Annotated in this window: 24 protein-coding genes; 15 read left to right on the plus strand and 9 right to left on the minus strand. The window is 61.0% G+C overall.

From position 1 onward, the window contains the following. Positions 1-17: 17 nt before the first annotated feature. Positions 18-959: a CAF17-like 4Fe-4S cluster assembly/insertion protein YgfZ gene (gene ygfZ / locus DNK10_RS05250; RefSeq protein ID WP_131182267.1), complete on the minus strand. Its 942-nt coding sequence runs from the start codon at positions 957-959 to the stop codon at positions 18-20. A 172-nt stretch (positions 960-1131) separates the two neighbouring features. On the opposite strand from ygfZ, the gene DNK10_RS05255 reads away from it, so the two are divergent. After that, positions 1132-1386 carry an FAD assembly factor SdhE gene (locus DNK10_RS05255; RefSeq protein WP_131182266.1) on the plus strand — a complete coding sequence of 85 codons (255 nt, stop codon included), beginning with the start codon at positions 1132-1134 and terminating at the stop codon, positions 1384-1386. After that, on the plus strand, positions 1370-1822 hold the full coding sequence (locus DNK10_RS05260) for a protein YgfX (RefSeq protein ID WP_131190830.1): 453 nt from the start codon (positions 1370-1372) through the stop codon (positions 1820-1822). Before DNK10_RS05255 ends, DNK10_RS05260 begins: the two co-directional genes overlap by 17 nt. Here DNK10_RS05260 and nadB read toward each other — a convergent pair. Continuing rightward, the gene (gene nadB / locus DNK10_RS05265) at positions 1791-3407 is read right to left on the minus strand and encodes an L-aspartate oxidase (RefSeq protein ID WP_131190831.1); all 1617 of its coding nucleotides are present in this window, start codon (positions 3405-3407) and stop codon (positions 1791-1793) included. The two genes, DNK10_RS05260 and nadB, sit on opposite strands and share 32 nt — an antisense overlap. A 537-nt stretch (positions 3408-3944) precedes the next feature. Here nadB and rpoE point away from each other — a divergent pair. The 11 genes from rpoE (at position 3945) to pdxJ (ending at position 14131) form a co-directional block, all read left to right on the plus strand. After that, entirely contained in the window at positions 3945-4526 is a 582-nt protein-coding gene (rpoE, locus tag DNK10_RS05270; protein WP_013792331.1) for an RNA polymerase sigma factor RpoE/AlgU, read from the plus strand. Positions 4527-4557: 31 nt separating this feature from the next. Further along, entirely contained in the window at positions 4558-5151 is a 594-nt protein-coding gene (locus DNK10_RS05275) for a sigma-E factor negative regulatory protein (protein WP_131182263.1), read from the plus strand. 11 nt (positions 5152-5162) lie between these two features. Beyond that, positions 5163-6116 (plus strand): MucB/RseB C-terminal domain-containing protein, encoded by a 954-nt coding sequence (locus tag DNK10_RS05280; protein ID WP_131190832.1) that lies wholly within the window; start codon positions 5163-5165, stop codon positions 6114-6116. 107 nt (positions 6117-6223) lie between these two features. Next, complete coding sequence (locus DNK10_RS05285; RefSeq protein WP_131190833.1) at positions 6224-7663, plus strand: DegQ family serine endoprotease; 1440 nt, start codon at positions 6224-6226, stop codon at positions 7661-7663. Positions 7664-7920: 257 nt separating this feature from the next. Next, positions 7921-9720 carry a translation elongation factor 4 gene (gene lepA / locus DNK10_RS05290; RefSeq protein ID WP_131182260.1) on the plus strand — a complete coding sequence of 600 codons (1800 nt, stop codon included), beginning with the start codon at positions 7921-7923 and terminating at the stop codon, positions 9718-9720. Positions 9721-9725: 5 nt separating this feature from the next. After that, positions 9726-10580, plus strand: a complete 855-nt coding sequence (gene lepB, locus DNK10_RS05295) for a signal peptidase I (RefSeq protein WP_131182259.1) — start codon at positions 9726-9728, stop codon at positions 10578-10580. A 107-nt stretch (positions 10581-10687) separates the two neighbouring features. Continuing rightward, positions 10688-11065, plus strand: a complete 378-nt coding sequence (locus tag DNK10_RS05300) for a DUF4845 domain-containing protein (protein ID WP_131182258.1) — start codon at positions 10688-10690, stop codon at positions 11063-11065. Further along, a complete protein-coding gene (rnc, locus tag DNK10_RS05305) occupies positions 11062-11751 on the plus strand; it encodes a ribonuclease III (protein ID WP_042555037.1) in 690 nt (229 codons plus the stop codon). Before DNK10_RS05300 ends, rnc begins: the two co-directional genes overlap by 4 nt. Next, positions 11744-12646, plus strand: coding sequence for a GTPase Era (era, locus tag DNK10_RS05310; protein ID WP_131190834.1), 903 nt, complete (start codon positions 11744-11746; stop codon positions 12644-12646). Before rnc ends, era begins: the two co-directional genes overlap by 8 nt. Before the next feature lie 50 nt (positions 12647-12696). Continuing rightward, positions 12697-13395: a DNA repair protein RecO gene (gene recO, locus DNK10_RS05315; RefSeq protein WP_131182256.1), complete on the plus strand. Its 699-nt coding sequence runs from the start codon at positions 12697-12699 to the stop codon at positions 13393-13395. Continuing rightward, complete coding sequence (pdxJ, locus tag DNK10_RS05320; RefSeq protein WP_131190835.1) at positions 13388-14131, plus strand: pyridoxine 5'-phosphate synthase; 744 nt, start codon at positions 13388-13390, stop codon at positions 14129-14131. The genes recO and pdxJ overlap by 8 nt, the downstream gene beginning before the upstream one ends. A 9-nt stretch (positions 14132-14140) precedes the next feature. Here the strand turns inward: pdxJ and DNK10_RS05325 are convergent, their stop codons facing one another. Further along, complete coding sequence (locus DNK10_RS05325) at positions 14141-15031, minus strand: LysR substrate-binding domain-containing protein (RefSeq protein ID WP_131182254.1); 891 nt, start codon at positions 15029-15031, stop codon at positions 14141-14143. Between the two features lie 139 nt (positions 15032-15170). Between DNK10_RS05325 and DNK10_RS05330 the strand changes: the two genes are divergently transcribed. Further along, positions 15171-15434, plus strand: coding sequence for a hypothetical protein (locus tag DNK10_RS05330; protein WP_131190836.1), 264 nt, complete (start codon positions 15171-15173; stop codon positions 15432-15434). Positions 15435-15501: 67 nt separating this feature from the next. On the opposite strand, the gene cmoB is transcribed toward DNK10_RS05330, so the two are convergent. The 5 genes from cmoB to metR form a co-directional block, all read right to left on the minus strand. Next, a complete protein-coding gene (gene cmoB / locus DNK10_RS05335; protein ID WP_131190837.1) occupies positions 15502-16470 on the minus strand; it encodes a tRNA 5-methoxyuridine(34)/uridine 5-oxyacetic acid(34) synthase CmoB in 969 nt (322 codons plus the stop codon). After that, on the minus strand, positions 16467-17243 hold the full coding sequence (cmoA, locus tag DNK10_RS05340) for a carboxy-S-adenosyl-L-methionine synthase CmoA (protein ID WP_165493683.1): 777 nt from the start codon (positions 17241-17243) through the stop codon (positions 16467-16469). Before cmoA ends, cmoB begins: the two co-directional genes overlap by 4 nt. 155 nt (positions 17244-17398) lie before the next feature. Further along, complete coding sequence (locus DNK10_RS05345) at positions 17399-17791, minus strand: protease inhibitor I42 family protein (RefSeq protein ID WP_131178650.1); 393 nt, start codon at positions 17789-17791, stop codon at positions 17399-17401. An 81-nt stretch (positions 17792-17872) separates the two neighbouring features. After that, a complete protein-coding gene (locus tag DNK10_RS05350) occupies positions 17873-18202 on the minus strand; it encodes a DHCW motif cupin fold protein (RefSeq protein WP_131190838.1) in 330 nt (109 codons plus the stop codon). Positions 18203-18256: 54 nt separating this feature from the next. Next, positions 18257-19177: a transcriptional regulator MetR gene (metR, locus tag DNK10_RS05355; RefSeq protein WP_131190839.1), complete on the minus strand. Its 921-nt coding sequence runs from the start codon at positions 19175-19177 to the stop codon at positions 18257-18259. Between the two features lie 211 nt (positions 19178-19388). Between metR and DNK10_RS05360 the strand changes: the two genes are divergently transcribed. After that, on the plus strand, positions 19389-20378 hold the full coding sequence (locus DNK10_RS05360) for an alpha/beta fold hydrolase (RefSeq protein WP_131190840.1): 990 nt from the start codon (positions 19389-19391) through the stop codon (positions 20376-20378). Here DNK10_RS05360 and glpD read toward each other — a convergent pair. Continuing rightward, a complete protein-coding gene (gene glpD, locus DNK10_RS05365) occupies positions 20302-21906 on the minus strand; it encodes a glycerol-3-phosphate dehydrogenase (protein ID WP_131190841.1) in 1605 nt (534 codons plus the stop codon). The genes DNK10_RS05360 and glpD overlap by 77 nt on opposite strands. Positions 21907-22004: the final 98 nt, after the last annotated feature.

Genomic DNA, 22004 nt, shown 5'->3' on the forward strand with positions numbered 1-22004 from the left:
GACGGAGGCAGTGTACGTCAGCGCTGGATTTCGCGGTTGCTATCCAGCGTGTACGGTAGCTCGAGCAGGTCGAGCGGCAGGCCTTCCAGCGTACCGAGGTGGATATGCCCATCGTTCGCGGCGTCTTCCTGCAGTACGGCCAGCAGTTCCACGCCACCGGCGCTGGACGCGGCCAGCACCACCTCACCAACGGCGCTACGGTGTACCGGCGAGAACAGCTCGGTACCCGCTTGAGGAAGTTGATCGGCGGCGCAGCTCAACCGATACAGTCGGCGCTTGAGCTTGCCCAGGTACTGCATGCGGGCGACGATTTCCTGCCCGGTGTAGCAACCCTTCTTGAAGCTCACACCGCCGACGGCCTGCAGGTTGATCATCTGTGGGATGAATAGCTCACGGGTTGCGCCGGTGACCTGGCCGATGCCGGCGCGAATCTGCGCCAGTAGCCAGTCGTTGAGCGTTGCCTGGGGCAGTTGCTCGCTCAGTTGCAAGCGTATGCCTTCGGCCTGCTCGGCCGGTGCCCACAGCTCGGCACGCCCGTCGCTCAGGCGGATGGCGAGCAGGTTCTCGGTCGTGGCGACGCTGTCAGCTTCTGCGGCGAGTTCCAGGCCGAGCGCCTGCAGCGCTGCTTCGCCGCCGCTCAGGCCGTAACGAACCCAGGCCTCGCTTTCGTCGCCGAGCTTGGCTTTGGAGAACACCACGTATTTCTGCAGGTCGGCCAGTTGCGGCTCCAGCAGTTGCCTATCCATGGCCAGCAGGAAGCCTTCGGCCACGCTGACGATGCGGAAGCTGGAGAGCATGCGCCCCTTCGGCGTGCAGCGTGCGCCCAGGCTCGAACCACTGGCGCCCAGGTAGTTGATGTTGCAGGTGATCTGGCCCTGCAGGAATTTCCCGGCATCGGGGCCGCGCACGGCGAGAATGCCTTCATGGGTGAGTGGGCAGAAGAAAGCGCTATCGGCCATGGTCGAGAGAATCGCAGGCAGAGAATGAGGTTGCCATGATAAGAGCAGCGGCGAGCCTCAAGCTACAGGCAAAAGCGCATGAAGGCACAAGGATATCGGTAATGTCTGGCCCTGACGCTGATGTGACGTGCCGCTGTTGTTATACTGCCGGCCTTTTTCCAGGAGCAACCCCATGGTCGATGCCACTGAACTCAATCGCCTTTTCTGGCATAGCCGGCGCGGCATGCTGGAACTGGACGTGTTGCTGGTGCCCTTCGTGCGGGAGGTGTACGCGACCCTGAATGAAGAAGATCGCGGCCGCTATCGCAAGCTGCTCGAGTGCGAGGATCAGGACATGTTCGGCTGGTTCATGCAGCGTGGCGAGCCCGAAGATGCGGATTTGCGCTACATCGTTCGCATGATTCTGGATCGTGTCCAGCCCAAATAAGCGCTTCGAATGTCACTGGCAGCCGTCGCGACGGTTGCTGGAGGTTTATCTTTGCGCCCAGGCGCTGGCGTTGTTCACGCTGCTGTTGGTGGATATTCCGGTCTGGGCGCGGATTGCGGGCTTGCTGATAGGCGCTGCCCATGCTGCGTGGGTGTTGCCTCGGCATGTGCTGCTGAGTAGTCCTGGCGCCTTCCGAAGTCTGCGTCATGATGACGAGGGTTGGCAGGCGCGGCGTGAAGAGGGTGATTGGCTGCCTATCACCCTGTTGCCCGATAGCATCGCGCTGCCGTGGCTGGTCATCGTACGGTTCCGCCTGCCTGGCCAGTATCCTGTACGCAGCCTGTGTATCCCGGCTGATGGCATGCCCCGTGACATGCATCGGCGATTGCGTGTCCGCTTGAAGTTCAGTCGTCAGCGTTGGCGGGTCGCAGAATAGTGTCCCGGGCTTCGGGCAGCAACTCCGGGTAATCCAGCGTGTAATGCAGGCCCCGCGATTCCTTGCGCTCCATGGCCGAAAGAATCATCAGCTCGGCTACCTGTGCGAGGTTGCGCAGCTCGATCAGATCGCGACTGACCTTGTAGTTGCTATAGAACTCGTCGATTTCGTCGAGCAGCAGGCGCACACGATGTTGCGCGCGCTGCAGGCGCTTGGTGGTGCGCACGATGCCGACGTAGTCCCACATGAAGCGCCGCAGTTCGTCCCAGTTGTGGGCGATGATCACGTCTTCATCCGAATCGGTGACCTGGCTGGCGTCCCAGGACGGCAGGTCGGCAGGCATTTGCACCTGGTTCAGATTGGCAACGATGTCGGCGGCCGCTGATCGCGCATAGACGAAGCATTCGAGCAGGGAGTTGCTGGCCATGCGGTTGGCGCCGTGCAGCCCGGTGAAGCTGGTTTCGCCGATGGCATAAAGGCCGGGCACATCACTACGCCCGGCCTGATCGACGAGCACGCCGCCGCAGGTGTAGTGCGCCGCAGGTACTACGGGTATCGGCTGCCGGGTGATATCGATGCCGAATTCCAGGCAGCGTTGATAAACTGTGGGGAAGTGGTTTTTGACGAAGTCCGCCGGCTTGTGGCTGATATCCAGATAGACACAGTCGACACCCAGGCGCTTCATTTCATGGTCTATGGCGCGGGCGACGATATCCCGCGGTGCCAGCTCCTCGCGTGGGTCGAAGCGTGGCATGAAGCGTTCGCCGTTGGGCAGGCGCAGCAGGGCGCCTTCGCCACGCAGCGCCTCGGTGACCAGAAAACTCTTGGCCTGAGGATGATACAGGCAGGTCGGATGGAACTGGTTGAACTCCAGATTGCCGACCCGGCAGCCGGCGCGCCAGGCCATGGCGATGCCGTCACCGCAAGCGCCATCCGGGTTGCTGGTATAGAGGTAGACTTTGGCCGCGCCACCCGTGGCGAGAATGACGAAGCGTGCGTGATGGGTGTCCACCTCGCCGCTGCGCCGATCCAGCACATAGGCACCCAGGCAGCGCAGCCCCTCGCGGCCGAGTTTGCGCTCGGTGATCAGATCCACTGCTACGCGTTGTTCGAGTAGTTCGACATTGCTGCGCTGACGCGTGCGTTCGAGCAGGGTGTTGAAGATCGCGGCACCGGTCGCATCGGCGGCGTGGATGATCCGCCGATGGCTGTGACCGCCCTCGCGGGTCAGGTGGAACTCGAAACCGCCATCCTCGCGATCATGTTCATCGTCGCGAGTGAAGGGCACCCCTTGGTCGATCAGCCACTGAATGGCTTCGCGGCTGTGTTCCACGGTGAAGCGCACGGCGTCTTCACGGCACAGGCCGCCGCCGGCATTCAGTGTGTCATCCACATGGGAATCGACGGTGTCGCTATCGTCCAGCACGGCCGCCACGCCACCCTGAGCCCAATAGGTCGAGCCATTGGCCAATTCACCTTTGCTCAGCACGGCAATGCTCAGGTGTTCGGGGAGCGTCAGGGCCAGGGTCAGGCCGGCGGCGCCGCTGCCGATGACCAGGACGTCGTGCTGGAAATGTTGGCTCATTATTCGAATATTCCGCTGAGTGGCGACCGATAGCGTCTATTGACGTTTCAGCGCAAGTTGCAGGGGCGGCGCGGTCGTGCTGAAGCGTCAACAGACCCTAGTATATAGAGGGGGGCAACGGCACAATAGTCAGTCCGGTGGGTTGTCTCGAGCAGAAGGTGTATCGTGGGCGGCTGGCGATGTGCCTGCCCAGGGCTGTCCACCGCAAGTGGTGCTGGAGTTTCATATGCTCTGCTATAGCCAGGATGAACTTTCTTAGTAGTCAAGGTTCTATAGCGGAGTCGCCCCGGAGAGGGACTGTGTTTGGTGGGCCGGGCGAACGAAGGTCGCGTCAGCGGGATTCGTTTCGGCAAGTCAGGCGATCTAAGACTATTTGCGCAGCAGGGGCATGCCCTGGTGCGTCGTTTCGTGCAAAACCAAAAATGTTTTGCGGGAAGCTTGTTCGGAGGGGGAGAACTTTTGCACATGGCCCGAGTCTATTTTCGCAGACCGATCCTGGCAGACGCTGACCTCCTACGGGCTCAATGAGGAGTATTCATGCTAACCCAGGAAGAGGATCAGCAGCTGGTCGAGCGCGTTCAACGTGGCGACAAGCGAGCGTTTGATCTGTTGGTGCTGAAGTACCAGCACAAGATTCTCGGGTTGATCGTGCGATTCGTGCACGACACCCATGAAGCTCAGGATGTAGCCCAAGAAGCTTTCGTAAAAGCTTATCGGGCGCTGGGAAACTTTCGCGGTGACAGTGCGTTCTATACATGGCTGTATCGAATCGCCATCAACACGGCGAAGAATCATCTGGTGTCGCGCGGTCGGCGGCCACCGGATAACGATGTAAGCGCAGAGGATGCAGAGTTCTACGACGGCGATCATGCCCTCAAGGACATCGAGTCTCCCGAGCGTGCGCTACTGAGGGATGAAATCGAAGCCACCGTGCATCGGAGCATCCAACAGTTGCCAGAAGATTTGCGAACCGCGCTAACGTTACGTGAATTTGATGGTCTGAGTTACGAAGACATTGCGAGCGTCATGCAATGTCCTGTTGGCACCGTGCGTTCGCGAATCTTTCGGGCGCGTGAAGCCATCGACAAGTCCCTGCAACCGCTGTTGCAGGAAGCCTGAGACAGCGGCGACAGCCAAGAGAGGAACCGCTATGAGTCGTGAAGCCCTGCAGGAATCGCTGTCCGCGGTGATGGATAACGAAGCGGATGAACTTGAATTTCGGCGTGTGCTCAGTGCGAGCGACGATGCCGAATTGCGTGCTACCTGGTCGCGTTACCAGGTCGCTCGTGCCGTGATGCACAAGGATCTGCTGGTGCCGCGGCTGGACATCGCCGCAGCCGTTTCCGCTGCCCTGGAAAACGATGTCACGCCCGTGGCGCAGGAACAGAAAAAGGTCGTACGTGGCCCTTGGCGTAGCCTGGGACGCGTAGCTGTTGCGGCTACCGTAACCGTCGCGGTGCTGGCCGGTGTGCGTTTCTACAATCAGGACGATGTTGCCGGAGCACAACTGGCTCAGCAGGATCAACCGTCCATTGCTCTGCCGCAAGCTCAGGGGCCGGCCATTCTGGCGGGTTTCAATACTTCGGACGAACAACCGAGTGTAGAAAACGTTTCCGCCGGAGGAGAAAGCTGGCATGAGCAGCGTCTCCCTGAGTACTTGCGTCAGCATGCTCAGCAGTCTGCTCCCGGTGCCGCAGAGAATGCGCTGCCGTTCGCCCGATCTGCGAGTGTAGAAGAGCGTTAAGAAGAACGCGCATGCGCTTCATTCCCGTTGCTTCGCTGGTGATCGGCAGCTTTTTGGCACTACCCGCCATGGCTGCCGACGCTCAGGACTGGTTGCAGAGGCTGAATAATGCCGAAAGCAGCCAAAGCTTCCAGGGCATTTTCGTTTACGAACGCAACGGCAACCTTTCCACCCACAGTATCTGGCGTCAGGTCGAGCCAGGTGGTGGCGTGCGCGAGCGGTTGCTGCGGCTCGATGGTGCGCCTCAGGAAGTGCTGCGGGTCAATGGGCGGGCTCAATGCGCCAGCGGCTCTTTGCCCGTTCAGTTGGTCGATGACCAGGTGTGGCCCAGCCATGCTTTGAATACCGAGCAATTAGGCGAGTGGTATGAGCTGCGAGTGACCGGCGAATCCCGCGTTGCGGGGCGTCCGGCTGTGGTTCTTGGTTTGCTACCGCGTGATCAGCATCGCTATGGTGTTGAACTGCATCTGGATCGAGAAACTGGCTTGCCGCTCAAATCGTTACTGGTTAACGATAAAGGCATGTTGCTCGAGCGTTTCCAGTTCACTCAACTGGATACCGCCAATATCCAGCCCGCTGCGGTACTGCAACCTTCTGCCGATTGCGCACCTGTGCGCGTCATCAAAGCCGAAAAGAAACAGCCGGAGCTCTGGCACTCCGATTGGCTGCCGCCTGGCTTCAATCTCAGTGCTGTGACTCAGCGACGTAGCCCCGCCTCCGCAGACACCGTCGATTGTCTGATCTACGATGACGGCCTGGCGCGTTTTTCCGTATTCCTCGAGCCCTTGCATGGTGTGGCGGTTGCCGATGCGCGCAGCCAGCTGGGGCCTACCGTGGCTGTTTCCCGACGCCTGACAACCGATGATGGAGATGTCATGGTGACGGTAGTGGGAGAGATTCCGTTGGGAACGGCGGAGCGTGTCGCCATGTCGATGCGCACCGACGATGTGCATGCAACGCCATAAGGATCGACGATAACGATCAAGGTCGATGGTGCCGCTGTATCGTCATGTTCTGTTTTACCGATGGCCCCGCAGGGGGCTCGTTTGTTCTGGATGGGGAAGAAACTGTAATGTCGATGCCTAGCCTGAAAACCTACGCTGCCGCGCTGTTCGCGGTGTTTATGATGGGGCAGTCCATTGTCGCGCATGCGCAATTGCCGGACTTCACGCCTTTGGTCGAAGCCGCTTCGCCTGCCGTGGTCAATATCAGTACCCGGCAGAAAGTACCCAATGCCGTCGCCAGCAATGGTGGTCTCGCCATTCCTGATCTCGAAGGCTTGCCGCCCATGTTTCGCGAGTTCTTCGAGCGCAACATTCCTCAACCGCCCCGCTCACCCGGTGGCGGTGGTCGTCAGCGTGAGGCTCAGTCGCTGGGCTCGGGGTTCATCATTTCCAAGGATGGCTACATCCTGACCAACAACCATGTGGTCGCCGATGCCGACGAGATCATCGTGCGTTTGTCCGACCGCAGCGAACTGGAAGCCAAACTGATAGGCACCGACCCGCGCAGCGATGTAGCCCTGCTCAAGGTCGACGCTGACGATCTGCCCACCGTGAAGCTGGGCAACTCCGACAACCTCAAGGTGGGTGAGTGGGTGTTGGCCATCGGTTCGCCCTTCGGCTTCGATCACTCGGTGACTGCCGGTATCGTCAGCGCCAAGGGCCGCAGCCTGCCTAATGAAAGTTATGTGCCGTTCATCCAGACCGATGTCGCGATCAACCCGGGTAACTCGGGCGGCCCGCTGTTTAACCTGGATGGCGAAGTGGTCGGCATCAACTCGCAGATATTCACCCGTTCCGGCGGTTTCATGGGGCTGTCCTTCGCCATTCCGATGAGCGTGGCGATGGATGTGGCCGATCAGTTGAAGGCCAGCGGCAAGGTCAGCCGTGGCTGGCTGGGTGTGGTCATCCAGGAAGTGAACAAGGATCTCGCCGAGTCCTTCGGTCTGGAGAAGCCGGCCGGTGCGCTGGTCGCTCAGGTGCTTGAAGACGGCCCGGCCGCCAAGGGCGGATTGCAGGTGGGTGACGTGATCCTCAGCCTGGACGGCAAGCCGATTATCATGTCCGCCGATCTGCCTCACCTTGTCGGTGCCTTGAAGCCGGGTACCAAGGCCAATCTGGAGATCGTTCGCGAGGGCGCGCGCAAAAACCTGAATCTGGCCGTTGGCACCATGCCCGCCGATGACGGCGACGAGGTCGCCGAAAGCGCTACGCCGGGCGTCGAGCGCAGCAGCAACCGTCTTGGCGTCAGTGTCGGCGAACTTACCAGTGAGCAGAAGAAGGCCCTGGATCTCAAAGGCGGTGTCGTTATCCGCGAAGTACAGGACGGCCCTGCTGCCCTGATCGGCCTGCGTCCTGGCGACGTGATCACGCACCTGAACAACCAGGCAATCGGTTCGGCGAAGAATTTCACCGAGGTCGCGCAGTCGCTGCCGAAAAACCGTTCCGTCTCCATGCGCGTGCTACGCCAGGGACGTGCCAGTTTCATCACCTTCAAACTGGCTGAATAACACCTGTCGTCGGCTGTGATAAAAGGGCGATGAGAGTCGCCCTTTTTTATGGCCGGTTATTTGCGACGCCGCCCATGGGGCTGTCGCTGGTAGGCGAGAAAGTTTTCTCGCGTTGATTTTTTGTTTCCGCGAGTGCTCAAGCAGGTAAATAGCCCGTTCAAGCGGTTGTCCCGACGTGACGTGGGGGTAACCACTCGGTTAAACTTCGCGGCTATTTTCGGCGGGCAGTCGCCTGCGGCCTTTTCGAGTGTTGTCCTGTGAGTGACCTGAGTCATATCCGCAATTTTTCCATCATTGCCCACATTGACCACGGCAAGTCGACGCTGGCTGACCGTTTCATTCAGATGTGCGGTGGTCTGACCGCGCGTGAGATGGAGGCCCAGGTTCTCGATTCCATGGATCTGGAGCGTGAGCGCGGCATCACCATCAAGGCCCACAGCGTCACCCTGTATTACAAGGCGCAGGACGGCATCACCTATCAGTTGAACTTCATCGACACGCCCGGCCACGTCGACTTCACCTATGAGGTGAGCCGCTCGCTGGCCGCCTGCGAGGGCGCGTTGCTGGTGGTCGATGCCGGTCAGGGCGTGGAGGCGCAATCGGTCGCCAACTGCTACACCGCCATCGAGCAGGGCCTGGAAGTCATGCCGGTGCTGAACAAGATGGATCTGCCCCAGGCCGATCCGGATCGGGTCAAGGACGAGATCGAGAAGATCATCGGCATCGACGCCACCGATGCCGTGGCCTGCAGCGCCAAGAGCGGCATGGGTGTCGATGAGGTGCTCGAGCGCCTGGTACATACGATTCCGGCGCCGACTGGTGACATCGAGGCGCCGTTGCAAGCGCTGATCATCGATTCCTGGTTCGACAACTACCTGGGCGTCGTCTCGCTGGTGCGTGTACGTCACGGCCGGGTGAAGAAGGGCGACAAGATCCTGGTCAAGTCCACCGGCAAGGTGCATCTGGTCGACAGCGTTGGCGTGTTCAACCCGAAACACACCGCCACCGCCGACCTCAAGGCCGGTGAAGTGGGCTTTATCATCGCCAGCATCAAAGACATTCACGGCGCGCCGGTGGGGGATACCCTGACCTTGAATTCGACGCCAGACGTCGAAATGCTGCCCGGTTTCAAGCGTATCCAGCCGCAAGTGTATGCAGGCCTGTTCCCGGTCAGCTCCGACGATTTCGAAGATTTCCGCGATGCACTGCAGAAGCTGACCCTCAACGACTCGTCGCTGCAGTACCTGCCGGAAAGCTCCGATGCCCTGGGCTTCGGCTTCCGCTGCGGCTTCCTCGGCATGTTGCACATGGAGATCATTCAGGAGCGCCTGGAGCGCGAGTACGACCTGGATCTGATCACCACCGCGCCGAGCGTTATTTTCGAAGTCGTGCTCAAGAACGGTGAAACGATCTACGTCGATAACCCGTCCAAGCTGCCGGATGTGTCCTCGGTCGAGGATTTCCGCGAGCCGATCGTGCAGGCCACCATCCTGGTGCCGCAGGAGCACCTGGGTAACGTCATCACCCTGTGCATCGAGAAGCGTGGCGTTCAGCGCGACATGCAGTTCCTCGGCACCCAGGTTCAGGTTCGCTACGATCTGCCCATGAACGAAGTGGTGCTCGATTTCTTCGACCGCCTGAAGTCCACCAGCCGTGGCTATGCCTCGCTGGATTACCATTTCGACCGTTATCAGTCGGCCAACCTGGTCAAGCTCGATGTATTGATCAACGGCGATAAGGTCGACGCGCTGGCGCTGATTGTGCATAAGGACAACGCTCACTACAAAGGGCGTCAGTTGACCGAGAAGATGAAAGAGCTGATCCCTCGGCAGATGTTCGACGTGGCGATCCAGGCCGCCATTGGCGGGCAGATCGTGGCGCGTACGACTGTCAAGGCATTGAGAAAGAACGTTCTGGCCAAGTGCTACGGCGGCGACGTAAGCCGTAAGCGCAAGCTGTTGGAAAAACAGAAGGCTGGTAAGAAGCGCATGAAGCAGGTAGGTAACGTGGAAATTCCACAGGAAGCCTTCCTTGCTGTACTCAAGTTGGATAGTTAAGGCCTATGTCATTTAATTTTCCGCTGTTGCTGGTCATCGCCGTCGCCGTGTGCGGCGCTCTGGCTCTGTTCGATCTGGTGTTCCTGGCGCCCCGGCGGCGTGCGGCGATCGCCAGCTATCAGGGCAAGGTCGAGCAAGCCGACGAGGCGGTGGTCGAGAAGCTGAACAAGGAGCCGTTGCTGGTCGAGTACGGCAAGTCGTTCTTTCCAGTGCTGGCCATCGTGCTGGTGTTGCGCTCCTTTCTGGTCGAACCCTTCCAGATCCCGTCCGGTTCGATGATCCCGACCCTCGAGGTTGGCGATTTCATCCTGGTCAACAAGTTCGCCTACGGTATTCGCCTGCCGGTACTGGACACCAAGGTGATCGAAGTGGGTGATCCGCAGCGTGGCGACGTCATGGTGTTTCGCTACCCCAGCGACCCAAACGTCAATTACATCAAGCGGGTTATCGGTCTGCCGGGTGACCATGTTCGCTACAGCAGCGACAAGCACCTGTTCGTCAATGGCGAGGCCGTGGCCGAGCAATTGATCGGCGAAGAGCCGGGCAGCCTGGGCAGCGCCACGCTGTACAGCGAGCGTCTGGGTGAAGTGGAGCACCGCATCCGCAAGGAAATGAACCGCTACCGCGCCGAGCCTGGCAAGGAATGGACGATTCCTGAAGGGCACTACTTCATGATGGGCGACAACCGCGACAACTCCAACGACAGCCGCTACTGGAACGACCCGAGCATTCCCAAGGATGTACTGGGCATGGTTCCGGATCGCAACATTGTCGGCAAGGCATTCGCCATCTGGATGAGTTGGCCGGATTCGAAGTTCAGCCACCTGCCGAACTTCTCCCGTGTCGGGCTCATTCACTGATCTGATGAATATTTGTGGCGCCGTTCAATACGGCGCCGCCAGCTATCTATAGTCTTCTCATGCGCCCGATGCGCATGACTGGAACTATTTGGATATTGGGGAAAAACATGAAATTCGCACGCTCGCAGCAAGGCTTGTCTATTGTGAGTTGGCTGGTGGTGCTTGCTGTGGTGGCGTTTCTCGCCAGCACCGCGTTCAAGGTGATTCCGCATTACCTCGACTATATGTCGATGGAAAAGATCATCACCTCGGTGGAAACCGACAAGTTGCAGGAAGTCAGAACCGTGGGCGATTTCTATTCCCACGTCAGCCGTGGCATGACGGTCAACAGCATCCGCGACCTGAACCTGAAGGAAGTCTTGAAGGTGACCATCGAGAACAACGAGTTTCTCGCCCACCTGAAGTATGAAAAACGTGAATCGCTGATCGAGAACCTCGATCTGGTGGTTAATTTCGATAAAGAATTCCGTGTGCGTATGCCGTGAGTGTTTCGTTGACCCGCCTCGAGCGCCAGCTCGGGCACAGTTTCAAGGATCAGGATCTGATGATCCTGGCGCTGACCCACCGTAGCTTCGCCGGGCGCAATAACGAGCGTCTGGAGTTTCTCGGTGATGCCATCCTCAATTTCGTTGCCGGTGAAGCGCTCTACGAGCGCTTTCCCCAGGCCCGTGAAGGGCAGCTGTCGAGGCTGCGTGCGCGTCTGGTGAAAGGCGAGACCCTGGCCATACTGGCCCGCGGTTTCGACCTGGGCGAGTACCTGCGTCTGGGTTCCGGCGAGCTGAAGAGTGGCGGTTTCCGTCGTGATTCGATCCTCGCCGATGCGCTGGAAGCCCTGATCGGCGCCATCTACCTGGATGCCGGCATGGACGTCGCCCGGGAGCGCGTGCTGGCCTGGTTGACCAACGAGCTGGACGGTCTGACCCTGGTCGATACCAACAAGGATCCCAAGACCCGTCTGCAGGAATTCCTGCAGTCACGTGCCTGCGAGCTGCCGCGTTACGAGGTGGTCGATATTCAGGGCGAGCCCCATTGCCGAACATTCGTGGTCGAGTGTCAGGTCAACTTACTCAATGATAAAACCCTGGGCCAAGGCGCCAGTCGCCGCATCGCCGAACAGGTAGCGGCGACGGCAGCGCTGATCGCTCTGGGTGTGGAGAACGGCAATGACTGATTCGCCTGTAACACGCTGTGGCTACGTCGCCATCGTCGGCCGGCCCAACGTGGGCAAGTCGACGTTGCTCAATCACATTCTCGGCCAGAAGCTGGCGATCACTTCGCGCAAGCCGCAGACCACCCGTCACAACATGCTCGGTATCAAGACCGAGGGTGACGTACAGGCCATCTACGTCGACACCCCCGGTCTGCACAAGAACAACGAGAAAGCGCTCAACCGTTACATGAACAAGAACGCCTCGTCGGCCCTCAAGGATGTCGACGTGGTGATCTTCGTGGTCGACCGTACCCGCTGGACCGACGAAGACCAGATGGTGCTCGAACGTGTTCAGTACGTGCAGGGGCCGGTGATCCTGGCGGTCAACAAGACTGATCGCCTGGACGACAAGGCCGATCTGATGCCGCACCTGAAGTGGCTGGCAGAGCAGTTGCCGAATGCCGAGATCGTGCCCGTGTCGGCGCAGCAGGGCCACAACCTCGATTCTCTGGAAAAGCTGGTCGGTGAGCGTCTGCCGGAAGGTGTGCACTTCTTCCCGGAAGACCAGATCACCGACCGCTCCGGGCGCTTTTTCGCCGCCGAACTGGTGCGCGAGAAGATCATGCGTCAGCTGGGCGCCGAGCTGCCTTACCAGATCACCGTGGAAATCGAGGAGTTCAAGCGCGAAGGACGGATCATGCATATCCACGCACTGATCCTGGTCGAGCGTGACGGGCAGAAGAAGATCATCATTGGCGAGAAGGGCGAGCGCATCAAGCGCATTGGTCAGGACGCGCGCAAGGACATGGAGTCGATGTTCGACACCAAGGTCATGCTCAACCTCTGGGTCAAGGTCAAAAGCGGTTGGTCCGACGACGAGCGCGCTCTGCGTTCTCTCGGTTACGACAATATCTGATACAGCCATCCCGCCGCCTCGCGGCTGGTACCGACAGCGGGTGATTCAGCATGCTTGCGCTCAGCCAGCCCGCCTATGTTCTGCACAGCCGCGCGTACCGTGAAAGCAGTGCGCTGGTCGATTTCCTCACACCCCAGGGGCGTTTGCGTGCCGTGTTGCGTGGCGCGCGGGGCAAGGCCGGTAGTCTGGGCCGCCCGTTCATTCCTCTCGAACTGGAAACCCGCGGGCGCGGTGAGCTGAAGAACGTGGGCCGGCTGGAAGCGGCCGGCATTCCCAATCTGCTCACGGGTGAGGCGCTGTTCAGTGGCCTTTACCTGAATGAATTGCTGATCCGTGTGCTGCCGGCGGAAGACCCTCATCCCGTCATTTTCGAGCAGTACGCCGTCACCGTACTGGCGCTGGCCCAGGGGCGAGCGCTGGAGCCGCTGTTGCGCGCTTTCGAGTGGCGCCTGCTCGACGAACTCGGCTATGGTTTTGCCCTCGACAGCGATGTGCAGGGTGATCCCGTGGTCGCCGCCGGGCTTTACCGGCTGCAGGCCGACAGTGGCCTGCTACCCATCGGCCATTGGCAGCCAGGCGCCTTTCTCGGCAGCGAGCTGCTGGCCATGGCCGAGGCGGACTGGACGGCACCGGGTGCGCTGGCAGCCGCCAAGCGTCTGATGCGTCAGGCGCTCGCTCCTCATCTGGGCGGCCGACCGCTGGTCAGCCGCGAATTGTTCATGACGCTCAAGGAGCCGATCCGTGACTGAAACCAATCGTGTTTTGCTGGGCGTGAATATCGACCACGTCGCCACCCTGCGTCAGGCGCGCGGTACGCGTTATCCCGACCCGGTGAAGGCGGCGCTGGACGCCGAGGAGGCGGGTGCCGATGGCATCACCGTGCACCTGCGCGAAGATCGTCGGCATATCCAGGAGCGCGATGTGCGCCTGCTCAAGGAAGTGCTGCAGACGCGCATGAACTTCGAGATGGGGGTGACCGACTTCATGCTCGATTTCGCCGAAGAAATTCGCCCTGAACACGTCTGCCTGGTACCGGAAACCCGCCAGGAATTGACCACTGAAGGTGGCCTGGACGTGGCAGGCCAGGAAGCGCGCATCGCCGCTGCGGTACAGCGCCTGGCTGCTATCGGCAGTGAAGTCTCGCTGTTCATCGACGCTGATCCGCGGCAGATCGAGGCGAGCAAACGTGTTGGTGCCCCGGCCATCGAACTGCACACCGGTCGTTATGCCGATGCTCATGATCCGCACGAGGCTGCCGCCGAGCTGCAGCGTATCCGCGAAGGTGTTGCCCTGGGCGTCTCGCTCGGGCTGATCGTCAACGCCGGCCATGGCCTGCATTACCACAACGTCGAGCCGGTGGCGGCGATCTCCGGCATCAACGAACTGAACATCGGTCACGCGTTGGTCAGCCACGCTCTGTTCGTTGGCTTCAAGGATGCAGTGCGGGAGATGAAGCAACTGATCCAGGACGCCGCCGCGCGCTGAGGCGCCTGGTTAGCGGCGTGTGCCGTAGGCCACTGCGACTTGTGCCGCCAGCGCGTCGGCGGCGGCGCCACGGTTGCTGCCGCGCAGCAACTTGATGTGATAGTCACCCAGCGGCGGCAGCCCGTGCTCCTGCTGGTTGAGACGACGTAGCGGCGGCTTGACCAGGCTGGCAGGGAAAGCCGCGATAGCCAGATCGGCGAGCAGCGCCGCTTCCTGGCCGGCGCATTGCTCGCTGGAGTAGGCGATTCGGTAACTGCGCCCCATGCGATCGAGTCCGTCCATGGCTGCGCGTCGCCAGGCGCAGCCATGGCTCGCTACGGCCAGCGGCAGCGGGCTGCGTTTGATTGCCAGTCCGCCATCACGGCCTGCCCACACCAGCGCTTCGCTGCAGATGATTTCGCCACGGGAGTCGTCGGCATCACCGTTGCCGGTGTTGATCAACGTAAGGTCGAGCTCCCCCTCATCCAGGCGTTCGATCAGCTCACGGCTGCGGCCTACCGATACGTCGACCTGAACTGCCGGATGGCTGAGGGCGAACTGCGACAGCAGCTCGGGGAGGGCACCCACGCCGATATCGAAGGCCGTGCCAAAGCGAACCGTGCCCGCCAGGTTCGGAACCAGAAAGTGCGATACGGCCTCTTCGTTGAGCTTGAGCAGGCGCCGGGCGTAGCCGAGCAGCATTTCACCGTCCGAGGTGAGCCGCACGCGGCGACTCTCGCGCAGAAAAAGGGTGCGCCCCAGGGTTTCTTCCAAGCGTTTGATCTGTTGGCTGACGGCCGCGGTGGTGCGGAAAACCTGTGCGGCGGTACGGGTGAAACTGCCACTCTCGGCGATCCCGACAAAGGTCTTCAGCACGTCGCTTTCCAATAGTGGAAGGGAGGCGGGTAGCTCGGCGAGCATGGCTGTATTCATGGTGGCGTTAATATTTTCTTAATTGGTTGTTAGGTATTACTCGTTTGCCTTAACGATAGGCGCAACTCAATCTGTCAGCAAGCCATCGCCGATAACCGGTGATCAAGGGTTGTTGAGGAGAGTTGTCATGACAGCGAACAAACAACATGTGGCAGGTTCTGAGCACGCGACTCAAGGGCAAGCACCGAGTATGACTCCGCCGCAATGGCTGGGCGACTGGTATTTTGCCTGGAACTGGCGCCGCAAGATGCGCCGCCTGCTCGCACTCGAAAACCTTGGTCAGGTGCGCTTGGGCAGCGCGCGTGAGCGAGTAAGCGCCGGAGCGCAGATGCCGCTCAGGGTGATCGTCGCGCGGCAGGCCGAGTGGCGCCGCAAAAGTGACGACGAATAAACACGACACGGTGATGCCAGGAGAAAGCTGCAAGCCTCAACCTTTGTTTGAGGCTTGCAACTGCTCTTCAGGGTTTGCGCGCGACCAGCACCGCGCGGCGTGGTGCCGGTAGGCCTTCGATGGTGCGGCGATGATCCAGCGGGTCGAGAAATTCCGGTAGCGACTGGAAGCGCATCCACTCGGTGCTGCGTTGTTCCTCGATCGAGGTAATGCTGACGTCCACACAGCGCACGTCGACGAAGCCGGCACGGCGCAACCACAGTTCCAACGCCGGTACCGAGGGCAGGAACCACACGTTGCGCATCTGCGCGTAACGATCTTCGGGCACTAGCACCTGGTTGGCATCGCCTTCCACCACCAGAGTCTCCAATACCAGTTCGCCGCCCTTGAGCAGGCAGTCCTTGAGTTCCAGCAGGTGGTCGATGGGGGAGCGTCGGTGGTACAGCACGCCCATGGAAAACACGGTGTCGAAGCCTTGCAGTTTCGCGGGCAGTTCCTCGATACCGATGGGCAGGTGCCAGGCCGGCATGTCCGGCAGGTAGCGTTTCATGGCCAGGAACTGGCAGAGGAACAACCAGTTCGGATCGATGCCGACCACGCTTTCGGCGCCGTCGCCGAGCATCCGCCACATGTAGTAGCCATTGCCGCAACCGACATCGAGTACGCGCTTGCCGGCCAGATCCAGGTGCGGGGAAACCCGCTGCCATTTCCAGTCGGAACGCCATTCGGTGTCCACGTGTACACCGAACAGGTGGAACGGGCCTTTACGCCAGGGGATCAGACCACGCAGGGCACTATCCAGGGAGGCCTGTGCGGCCTCGTCACGAGGGCCGTCGAGCTTGAAGTCCTTGAGCAGATCGATCTGCTCGGCGTCCAGTGGCGGCAGCGCCTCGACAGCGCCATACCAGCGCTGCAGGTCGCCATGACCGATGGCCAGCTTGGCGTCGATCTGCCCTGGCAGGTCGGCGCTCCATTCCTGCAGCGGCGTCCCGGCGAGCTGTGCTTGCAGGGCGTCGAGATCCATGCGCCGCATCATGGCAGGGCCACCAGGGAGGTGAAGTTCAGGCACTGGAACCATGGCACCACCTTGCTGAAACCGGCGGCGAGCAGGCGTTCGCGGTGTTGTTCGAGGCTATCGGGCAGCATCACGTTTTCGATGGCGCTGCGTTTCTGGGCGATTTCCAGCTCGCTGTAACCGTTGGCGCGCTTGAAGGCGACATGCAAATCGGTGAGCAAGGCATGCTGTTGTTCGTCTTCGAAGCGCAGCTTCTCCGACAGAATCAGCGCACCACCAGGCAGCAGCGTGCGGTGAATACGGCTGAGCAGCTCCAGACGGTTCTCCGGCGCGATGAACTGCAGAGTGAAGTTCATCGCCACCAGAGAGGCGGGTTGCCAGTCCATGGCGAGAATGTCCGCTTCGATAACCTCGACCGGCAGCAATTCCTGAAACATGGCGTCCTGGGCGTGCAGATATTCGCGACAGCGTTCGACCATGGCGGCGGAGTTGTCCACCGCGATGACCCGGCAACCCTCGATCTGTACGTGGCGACGCAGCGCCTGGGTGACGGCGCCCAGCGAACAGCCCAGGTCATAAAGCAGGCTGCCTGGTCGAGCGAACTGGCCGGCCAGCACGCCGATGTTCTCGACGATGGTCGGGTAACCGGGTACCGAGCGCTTGATCATGTCCGGGAACACCCGGGCCACGTCTTCGTTGAAGACGAAGTCCGGTACCTGATCCAGTGGCTGGGCGAAAAGTTGGTCGGGCTGTCTGTTCACGATCTGTCTGCGCGGAGCTGGAAAGGCGCGCATTTTAGCCAAGTCCGGCGATTAGCCAAACCTTGTCGGGTGTATTCGTGCGATCCCCGGCGCAGGAGCATGCTTGCGGGCGAGCCGGAGCCCCACCTCCTGGACACAGACTCTTCGACCGCTGGAACGGTGCCCATGATCGGATGGGGGACGTGAGCCTAGCGAACACGAATCCGGCAATCGAAGGTCTCGGCCGGTTCGGCGCTGGCATCCCAGGGCTGTGCATAAGTCAGCAGCAGGCGTGCTTCACCGCTTCCAGTCGCCTGGAAACGCCAGGTGGAATGACCAGCGCCACCGACCAGATCGGAGTTTTCAGCGGCACTGTAAACTTCAGGGCCAAGGCTCTTGAGTATGCTCGCGGCATCTTCGCGCACCGCCCAGCGATAACCGGTGGTGGGGTTGCTCGGCAGGCTGAGGATCACCTGCTGGCCAGCGTGCAGGTTGATCGGGCACTGGCTTTGCTCCTGCACGGTGACGCTTCTGGACTGGCTCGCGCAGGCGCTCAACAAGGCTATTGTCGCGAGGAGCGACAGGCTGTGGGAGAAGGTCATCAGTGGCTCCGGTGGCTGGAAACGCTCGTCAGCATAGCCGCTGATGGGCGGCCTGTAACCCGTGCTGCCGTACGGCAAGGGTCAGTCGACGATGAACAGCCGCGCGCCGCTATTCGTCGAACTGCGGTGCGCCTCGGCCTGATCGGCGACCTGATAGCTCATGCCCGCGGTCATCACGAAGCGGCGACCATCTTCCAGTTCGGTATGCAGCTCGCCTTCCAGGCACAGCAGGATATGGCCCTTGCTGCACCAGTGATCGGCCAGATAACCGGGCGAATAGTCGACCATGCGTACGCGTAGCGCGCCGAACTGGCGGGTTCGCCAGTGGGCTACGCCCGTTTCGCCGGGCTGCTCGGTGGCGCCCACCTGGCTCCAGTCGGTAATGCCAAAAGGGATATCGCTGATGTTCATGGGGAGTTTCCGTCGGGAGAGTGTTCAGGGCGTCATCAGGCGCAGCCTGAGCCGTCACTGCCGGGCGACGCTGACTCCTTCGAGGTTGGCGAAGGAGGTGTCCTTGGCGGTGAGCAGGAAATCACGCATGAACGGCGCATCGAGCATGTCCGTGCGAATGCCGGCATACAGAGTGGCGAACAGCCCCTTGTCGCCCAGGCGTTTGGCGGTCACGTAACCGCGCGAGCTGTACTCGTGCAGCGCCCAGTTGGGTAGGCCGCAAACACCACGGCCGCTGGCCACCAGTTGCATCATCATCACCGTCAGTTCGGAGGTACGTACCTGGGCCGGCTCGACATCGGCGGGTTCGAGAAAACGCGTGAAGATGTCCAATCGATCCCGTTCCACCGGGTAGGTGATCAGGGTTTCCCGGCTCAGATCCTCGGGACGGATGAATGGCCGGTTGGCCAGCGCGTGCTGATTGGCCACCGCCAGCATGGCTTCATAGGTGAACAGCGGTACGTAAGTGATGCCGGACAGTTCCACGGGATCGGAAGTCACCACCAGGTCGAGGTCGCCGCGGGCCAGGGCGGGTAGCGGTGCGAAGGAAAAACCGGAGGCCAGATCCAGCTCCACTTCCGGCCAGGCATCGCGGAACTGATCGATGGTCGGCATTAGCCATTGGAAGCAGCTGTGGCATTCGATGGCCATGTGCAGGCGGCCCGCAGTGCCGCCGGCGAGGCGCGACAGATCCCGCTCGGCGCTGCGCAGCAGGGGTAGCACGCTATCGCACAACTGCAGCAGGCGCAGCCCGGCACTGGTGAAACGCACCGGTTTGGTCTTGCGTACGAACAATTGCATGCCCAGGCGCTCCTCCAGTTCCTTGAACTGGTGCGACAGCGCCGACTGGGTCAGGTGCAGGCGCTCAGCGGCCTCGACCAGGCTATCGGTCTCACGCAAGGCGTGAAGCGTCTTCAAATGGCGTATTTCGAGCATATGCTGACCTGCGAGATATTCAACTGAGCGCTCTGGAAGATGAGCGCTTTTCATGGGCAGCAGTGTGTCCCAGTGTTCGTTCACTGTCGAGCCGGACTTGCACCGCCCACCTGGCAGGTTTCATCAAACTGTCACCATTGTGTGGCAGCGCGCTTCTGCCGATCACTGCGACACTGCTTGGCTATTCGGTTTATCGCTTATGGAATCAATGATGCGCGTCGTGATTTTTCTGGCTGCCTTGCTGTGCAGCCTGTCGTCCCTGGCGACTGAAGTATGCAAGGTCGGCTCGGACGTCGAGCGCGTGTCGCTGCGCGAGGTAAGTCTGGCTTACCAGAGCATCGGGCGCGATAGCGACCCGGCGCTGTTGCTGGTCATGGGCCTGGGTGGACAATTGATCCACTGGCCGGATGACGTGGTGGAGCAGCTGTGCGAGCAGGGCTTTCGGGTGATTCGCTATGACAACCGGGATGTTGGCCTGAGCCGCTGGAATGCCGAGGCACCCACCGTCAACCTGGCCTACGAAGTGCTGCGCTACCGGCTGGGGCTATCAGTCGGAGCACCTTATGAGCTGCGTGATATGGCCGGTGATGCGCTGGGTCTGATGGATGCCCTGGGCATTCGTCAATTCCATCTGCTCGGCGCCAGTATGGGCGGGATGATCGCCCAGCACGTCGCCGATATGGCGCCGCAACGGGTGCGTAGTCTGACCTTGGTGATGACCAGCTCCGGTGCCCAGGGGCTGCCAGCGCCGAGCCCTGCGCTGTTGCGACTGTTGTCCCGCCGTGACGCACCCAGCCGCGAGGTGGCGCTTGAGCAGCAGGCCGATCTACTGGCCGCGCTGGGCAGCCCGACGGTGGTGGATGACCGTGCGATGTTGCTGCACCAGGCCGAGGTCGCTTACGACCGTGCCTTCAATCCGCTGGGGGTGGAGCGGCAACTGCTGGCGATTCTGGCCGAGACCAGCCGGGTGGATCTGCTCAACCGCCTGCAGGTGCCGACGCTGGTGGTACACGGCACGGCTGATCCACTGTTGCCGGTGATGCATGGTGTACATGTGGCCGCGCATGTTCGTGGTAGTGAGCTGCGGCTGATCCCTGGGCTCGCCCACCGCCTTCAGGAGCGTTTCAAGGCGCCGTTGCTGGCGGCCGTGCTGCCACATCTGCAGGCTCATCGCCTGGATGCGCAACTGGTGCAGATGTAGGGCTCGACGCTGCCGGGTGCGCTTGCGGAGTCAGGTAGCGCTGCAGTTTGCTGCGCTGCGCCGGGGACAGGAACAGGCCGAGCTTGCTGCGCCGCCAGAGGATGTCGTCTACCTCGGTCGCCCATTCGTGCTGGCGCAGGTAATCCACCTCGCGGGCGTACAGACCGTGGCCGAAGTCTTCGCCCAGTTGATCCGCGCTCTCCACGTTCGCGAGCAACTGCCAGGTACGGCTGCCATAACTGGCGGCCCAGCGGCGTGCCAGCGACGTATCCAGCCAGCCGTGACGTTCACAGAGCGCGTCGATGAGGCTTTGCCGATCCTGCATCTGTTCGCCACCAGGCAGAGGCGCCTCCGCCGTCCAGCGTGCGCCAAGGTTGGGGAAGAAGGGCGCCAACTGCGCCAATGCCGACTCCGCCAGCTTACGATAGGTGGTCAGCTTGCCGCCAAACACCGATAGCAGCGGTGGTTCGTCACCCTGAGCCGACAACGACAGGGTGTAGTCGCGAGTGATCGCCGACGGCTCGTCGGATTCGTCGTCGCACAGTGGGCGCACGCCTGCGTAGCTGTGGAGGATATCGGTACGGCTGACCGATTCGCGGAAATGATCGTTGACCACCTGCAACAGGTAATCGATTTCCTCGTCGCTGATGCTGACCGTGGCCGGGTCGCCGTTGTATTCACGGTCGGTGGTGCCGATCAGGGTGAAGCGATCGAGGTACGGAATGGCGAAGACGATACGGCGGTCTTCGTTTTGCAGAATGTAGGCTTGTTCACCGTCGAACAGCCGCGGCACGATGATATGGCTGCCCTGGATCAGACGAATGCCGTAGGGCGATTGCTGTTTCAGATCGTCGCGGATAAAGCGCGCCACCCAGGGGCCAGCGGCATTGACCAGCGCCTTGGCGCGAATCGAGAACAGGCTGCCGTCGCTTCGTTCCAGGTGTATGTGCCACAACCCCTTGCTGCGCCGTGCGCTGACGCAGCGCGTATGGGTGTGCACGTGGGCACCGTGCTCGCGGGCGGCCATGGCGTTTAGCACTACCAGTCGTGCGTCATCCACCCAGCAATCCGAATATTCGAAGCCCTTGCTGATCTCCGCCTTGAGCGGGCTGCCCGCATCGAAGCGCAAACCGCGTGAGCGGGGCAGGGCTTTGCGTTTACCCAGGTTGTCATACAGAAACAGCCCGGCACGGATCAGCCAGGCAGGGCGCAGATGCGGGCGGTGGGGCAGGATGAAGCGCATCGGGCTGACGATGTGTGGCGCTTTGGCCAGCAATACCTCGCGTTCGGCGAGAGCCTCGCGCACCAGGCGGAACTCGTGATGCTCCAGGTAGCGCAAGCCGCCGTGGATCAACTTGCTGCTCGCCGATGAGGTATGTCGGGCGAGATCGTCCTTCTCGCAAAGGAACACGGACAGGCCACGACCGGCTGCATCACAGGCGATGCCGGTACCGTTGATACCACCGCCAACGACGGCAATGTCGTAAATCTCGGACAGCGGGCTGGTGGACAAGATGGATGTGGGCATCGTCAGGCCTCGTGTTGCTTTTGCATTTGAATTCGAACATCTATGTTCATTTTCGAAAATACTAGCGCATGAAGAGTCACGTATCCAGTGAGATTCGA

Source organism: Phytopseudomonas daroniae, assembly GCF_004327275.1.
GTDB lineage: Bacteria > Pseudomonadota > Gammaproteobacteria > Pseudomonadales > Pseudomonadaceae > Aquipseudomonas > Aquipseudomonas daroniae.